At 72.2% G+C, this 4,870-nt stretch carries 6 protein-coding genes and 1 pseudogene; 6 read left to right on the top strand and 1 reads right to left on the bottom strand.

What is annotated here, in order from left to right; genetic code table 11:
- Positions 1-1,241, bottom strand: a 1,241-nt coding sequence (locus tag G6022_RS10260) for a nicotinate phosphoribosyltransferase (protein WP_241731145.1), incomplete at its 3' end; no start/stop codon positions are given.
- Between the two features lie 194 nt (positions 1,242-1,435).
- Between G6022_RS10260 and clpS the strand changes: the two genes are divergently transcribed.
- The 6 genes and pseudogenes from clpS to rph all read left to right on the top strand — a co-directional run.
- Entirely contained in the window at positions 1,436-1,723 is a 288-nt protein-coding gene (gene clpS / locus G6022_RS10255; protein WP_241730494.1) for an ATP-dependent Clp protease adapter ClpS, read from the top strand.
- Between the two features lie 4 nt (positions 1,724-1,727).
- Positions 1,728-2,339 carry a DUF2017 domain-containing protein gene (locus G6022_RS10250; RefSeq protein WP_179524843.1) on the top strand — a complete coding sequence of 204 codons (612 nt, stop codon included), beginning with the start codon at positions 1,728-1,730 and terminating at the stop codon, positions 2,337-2,339.
- A gap of 10 nt (positions 2,340-2,349) precedes the next feature.
- On the top strand, positions 2,350-3,033 hold the full coding sequence (locus tag G6022_RS10245; protein WP_179524844.1) for a rhomboid family intramembrane serine protease: 684 nt from the start codon (positions 2,350-2,352) through the stop codon (positions 3,031-3,033).
- Entirely contained in the window at positions 3,030-3,845 is an 816-nt protein-coding gene (gene murI / locus G6022_RS10240) for a glutamate racemase (protein WP_179524845.1), read from the top strand. Before G6022_RS10245 ends, murI begins: the two co-directional genes overlap by 4 nt.
- 82 nt (positions 3,846-3,927) lie before the next feature.
- Positions 3,928-4,707, top strand: a complete 780-nt coding sequence (locus G6022_RS10235; RefSeq protein ID WP_182609463.1) for an MBL fold metallo-hydrolase — start codon at positions 3,928-3,930, stop codon at positions 4,705-4,707.
- A 67-nt stretch (positions 4,708-4,774) separates the two neighbouring features.
- Positions 4,775-4,870, top strand: a pseudogene (gene rph, locus G6022_RS16865) (ribonuclease PH); the annotation flags it as partial.

Here is a 4,870-nt window from a genome sequence, read left to right as displayed (position 1 = left end):
CGCACGGGGACCGCCGGCTCGCCCTCGCTCAGGGCCAGACCCTCCCACGGCAGGGTCACCATCGCGGACTCGTGGAGCGCCCGCGACTCGGCCAGGGTCGGCAGGTCGGCCGCGGTGTCGCCGTCGCGCATGAGGGGGACCATCAGGTCCCGCTGCTCCAGACCCGGGTCGGCCGGCAGGGAACCCGCCCACGGCAGGAGCACCTCCTCGACCGCGGTGCCCGAACGCCGGTGCAGCCGGACCGCGCGCTTGGCACCCGGCAGGGACTCCTTGTGTGCGGACCGCTTGGCCACCGGTATGCCGTCCACCTCGACGAGCTTGTAGACCATCCCGGCGGTGGGGGCGCCGGAGCCGGTCACCAGCCGGGTTCCCACCCCGTACGCGTCGACGGGTTCGGCCCGCAGGGCCGCGATCGCGTACTCGTCGAGATCTCCGGAGACCACGATCCGGGTCCGGTGGGCGCCCAGGGAGTCCAGCTGGACACGGACCTGGCGGGCGAGCATCCCGAGGTCGCCCGAGTCGATCCGGACGCCCCCCAGCCCGGGCCCGGCCACCTCGATCGCCGTGGCCACGCCGCGGGTGATGTCGTACGTGTCCACCAGCAGGGTGGTGTCCACACCGAGGGTGGCCACCTGGGATCGGAAGGCGGACGCCTCGTCCGGGCCGTCCGGTCCGGTGTGCAGCAGGGTGAACGCGTGCGCGGACGTGCCGGCGGAGGGGACCCCGTGCCGCCGGGTCGCCTCGACGTTGGAGGTGGACGCGAACCCCGTGAGGTACGCCGCGCGGGCCGCCGCCACCGCGGCCTCCTCGTGGGTGCGGCGCGACCCCATCTCGATGATCGGTCGGCCGTCGGCCGCCGCGGTCATGCGCGCGGCGGCGGAGGCGATCGCGCTGTCGTGGTTGAGCACGGACAGGACCAGGGTCTCGAGCAGCACGCACTCGGCGAACCCGCCCCGGATGCTCAGCACCGGGGATCCCGGGAAGAACAGTTCGCCCTCGGGGTACCCGTCGATGTGGCCGGTGAACCGGAAATCCCGCAACCACCCGAGGGTCCGCTCGTCGAGGGAGTCGGCCACCACCGCGAGCTCCTCCTCACCGAAGCGGAAGTCCCGGAGCCGCTCCAGGAGTCGGCCCGTGCCGCCGACGACGCCGTATCGGCGACCCGCCGGGAGCCGTCGGGCGAACACCTCGAACACACAGGGGCGGTCGGCGGTCCCGTCGGCCAGTGCGGCCCGGATCATCGTGAGCTCGTACTTGTCCGTGAGCAGTGCGCTGGACGGACGGCCCGGCGGGTGAGGGGCGCGCGTTGGCGCGGTCGCGGTCACCCGGCTGACTCTACGGCGTGGCCGACCCGGCGGTAATCCGTATCCTTGGCCGTATGCACACCGTGACCACACAGATCGCGGACGACCGGAGCGTCGTCCCCGTGATGGCGATGCCGTCGGCCGCGCCCGTGGAAGCCACGGACACCGAGCTCGACGCCGGGGTGGACAGTCCCTGGCTCACCGTGGTGTGGGACGACCCGGTCAACCTGATGAGCTACGTGACCTTCGTGTTCCAGCGGGTCTTCGGCTACAGCAGGGAGAAGGCGCACGAGCTCATGCTCAAGGTCCACAACGACGGCCGCGCGGTGGTCTCGTCCGGGAGCCGGGACAAGGTGGAGAACGACGTCCGGAAGCTGCAGGAGGCCGGACTGTGGGCCACCATGCAGCGGGAGGTCTGAGCCCGTGAAGGCCTGGCAGCGCAAGTCCTCCCTCACCGGCCCCCGGGTCAAGGCGGTCATGGAGGGTCACGAGGTGCAGATCCTCCACGCCCTGGTGTCCAACATCGTCGACATGCTCGAGCAGCGGCGCGACTCCGCGCCGAGGGACGAGTTGGCCGAGATCACCGGGATGCGCAGCGGCCACTCCGAGCTCCCCGTCGAGGCCCCGCTCGCCCGCCTGCTCCCCGACTTCCACCGGCCCGAGCCGGGTGGGGGATCGGACGCGGACGCCGCCGCGGTGGCCCGCGCACACAACTCGGGCATGCGCATGATCCACGAGCCGGAGATCATCGACGTCAAGCTCGCCGCGGCGTCGACGGTCCTGAGGTCCCTCCCGGCGCGTGGGGGGACGGTCTCGCTCAGCCCCGAGCAGGCACAGGCCTGGATGGGGTGTCTCAACGACGTCAGGCTCGGCCTGGGCGCGTTGCTGCTCGAGGCCGGGGCGGTGGACGGCGTCCCGGCCACCGACATCCCCGAGTTCGTCGCGGAGGACGACCCGAGGTCGGCGCACCTGGACGTCTACCACTGGTTGACCTTCATGCAGGACTCCCTGTGCACCGCTCTGACCGGGAAGTGAGGAGAACACGGTGAATCCAGATCCACGCACGTTCCGGGCGGGGGGCGTCCAGACCGCCCGGCCCGTCCCTCAGGGGCCGCGCCGCTGGCCGGCACTGATCCTGCTCTTCGCCTTTGTCGCACTGATGTGGGTGGTCGAGGCGGCCGACCAGGTCATCCAGGCCACCATCGGGCCCCCGCAGGGACTCGACGGCTACGGGGTGCGTCCGCTCTCGACCGACGGGCTCCCCGGCATCATCTTCCAACCCTTCCTCCACGGGGACTGGGCGCACCTGATCGGCAACTCGATCGCCCTGCTCGTCCTGGGATCGATCATCGCGATGTCCGGGATCCGGCCCCTGATCAGCGTCACGCTCATCTCGTGGCTGGCCTCGGGTGTCGTGTCGTGGGTCCTGGGCGGCACCGGGACCGTCCACATCGGGGCGTCCGGCATCGTGTTCGGCTACATCTTCTACGTGATCGTCCGGGGTCTGTTCTCCCGCCGGTTCCTGCACCTGGTCGTGGGTCTGGTGATCGGCTTCTACTACGGGTTCGAGGCGCTCGCGGGACTGTCCCCGATGCTGGACGGCGTGTCCTGGCAGGGTCACCTCGGCGGGGCCATCGGCGGGGTCCTCTCGGCGTACGGACTCAAACGCGACCGGACGCCACAGGCGGTCACCGCCGGGCAGCGGCGGAACGCCGGTTCGCCGAGGTGACGTCTCCCGATCCACTGGCCCCGGTCGGGGTGTTCGACTCGGGGGCGGGTGGACTCACCGTGGCCCGGGCGATCATGGACCAGCTCCCCGACGAGTCGCTGATCTACGTGGGGGACACGGCCAACGGTCCGTACGGGCCGCTGCCCCTGGCCCGGGTGCGCGAGCACGCCCTGGCGGTCGCGGACTCCCTTGTCGACCGCGGGGTCAAGGCTCTGGTGATCGCGTGCAACACCGCCTCGGCGGCGATGCTGCGGGACGCGCGCGAGCGCTACCCGGTACCGGTGGTGGAGGTGATCCAGCCGGCGGCCAGGCGGGCGGTGGCCACCACGCGCTCGGGCCGCATCGGGGTGATCGCCACGCGCGCCACGGTCGCGTCGCTGGCCTACGACGACGCCGTGGCCGCGGCGGCCGGGGTCCACCTGACCTCGGTGGCGTGCCCGAAGTTCGTCGAGTTCGTGGAGCGCGGGATCACCAGCGGTCGGCAGGTCCTGGGTCTGGCGGAGGCGTACCTCGCGCCGATCCGGGACGCGGACGTGGACACCCTGGTCCTGGGGTGCACCCACTACCCCCTGCTGTCCGGGGTGGTCCAGCTCGCGGTGGGCGATCACGTCACGCTGGTCTCCAGCGCCGAGGAGACCGCCAAGGACGTGCTGCGCGTGCTCACCGCCGCGGACCTGCTGCGCCCCCACGACGCGGCGGATCCGGCGACGCGGGAGTACCTCGTGACCGGTGACCCGGACAGCTTCCGAAGGGTGGCGTCCCGGTTCCTCGGACCCGGTCTCGTGTCGGTCGGCCTCGCGGGTGCGGTGTGATCCCTCCCCGCGGACCGGTTCCCGGTCGCCCGCCGGGGCACACTCCGGGCGACCTCGCGCCGGCCGTGGCACGATGGTGCCCATGTTTCTGACTGTCCTGGGTTGCTCGGGGAGTATCGGCGGACCCACCTCGCCGGCGTCCGGGTATCTGGTGGAGGTCGAGGGGGTCGCCCCGGTCGTGATCGACATGGGGCCGGGGGTGTTGGGGGCTCTGCAGCGGTACATCGCGCCGGAGGACGCCACGATCCTGTTGTCCCATCTCCACGCCGATCACTGCCTGGACGTCCCGGGCCTGCTGGTGTTGCGGCGCTACGGTCCGGAGGCCGAGCGCGCGGTCCGGGTGCCGCTCATCGGGCCGTCCGGGACCGCGTACCGGATCGGGGTCGCCTCGGCGGAGGAACCGGGGGCGGTGGACGATCTGTCGGACACCTTCGAGGTGGGGTCGTGGGATGTCACGCCCGACGTGGAGATGACGGGCGACGACGGCGAGGTGGGCCTGCGCGTGCGGGCCGACCGGGTGGATCACCCGCCGGAGTCCTACGGGATGCGCCTGACGTCGGAGTCCGGTCGCGTCCTGGCCTACAGCGGTGACACCGCCTACTGCGACTCGCTGGTCGAACTCGCGGCCGGCGCCCACGTGTTCCTCTGCGAGGCCTCGTGGACCCACGAGGAGGGCCGCCCGCCGGGGATCCACATGTCCGGTGCCGAGGCCGGCCGGACCGCCCGACTGGCCGGGGTGGGCCGTCTGGTGCTGACCCACATCCCCCCGTGGACGGACCGCGAGGCCGTGCGCGCCGAGGCCGCCGCGCAGTTCGACGGCGAGGTCCTGTTGGCGGAGCCTGATCTCAGGCTCGAGGTCTGAGCGTCGGGTTCCGGGGCCCGGTGTCCGAGGCCCTGTCTCCGGGTGCCGGCCGCTAGTATCGGCGGGCGTGACCTCATCTACTGACGGCAGAGCAGACGGACGCGCGGACGGCGACCTCCGCGACGTGACCATCACGCGGGGTTTCACCTCGCACCCGGCGGGC

The organism is Dietzia sp. Cai40 (genome assembly GCF_014145165.1).
GTDB lineage: Bacteria > Actinomycetota > Actinomycetes > Mycobacteriales > Mycobacteriaceae > Dietzia > Dietzia natronolimnaea.
Note: the sequence above shows the minus strand (reverse complement) of the source record. Positions and strands in the feature narration are given on the sequence as shown.

What these genes read in the sequence shown, in the direction of transcription:
- clpS (WP_241730494.1), top strand. Translation starts at nt 1,436, where the DNA reads ATGCCGTCGGCCGCGCCCGTGGAAGCCACGGACACCGAGCTCGACGCC.
- G6022_RS10235 (WP_182609463.1), top strand. Translation starts at nt 3,928, where the DNA reads ATGTTTCTGACTGTCCTGGGTTGCTCGGGGAGTATCGGCGGACCCACC.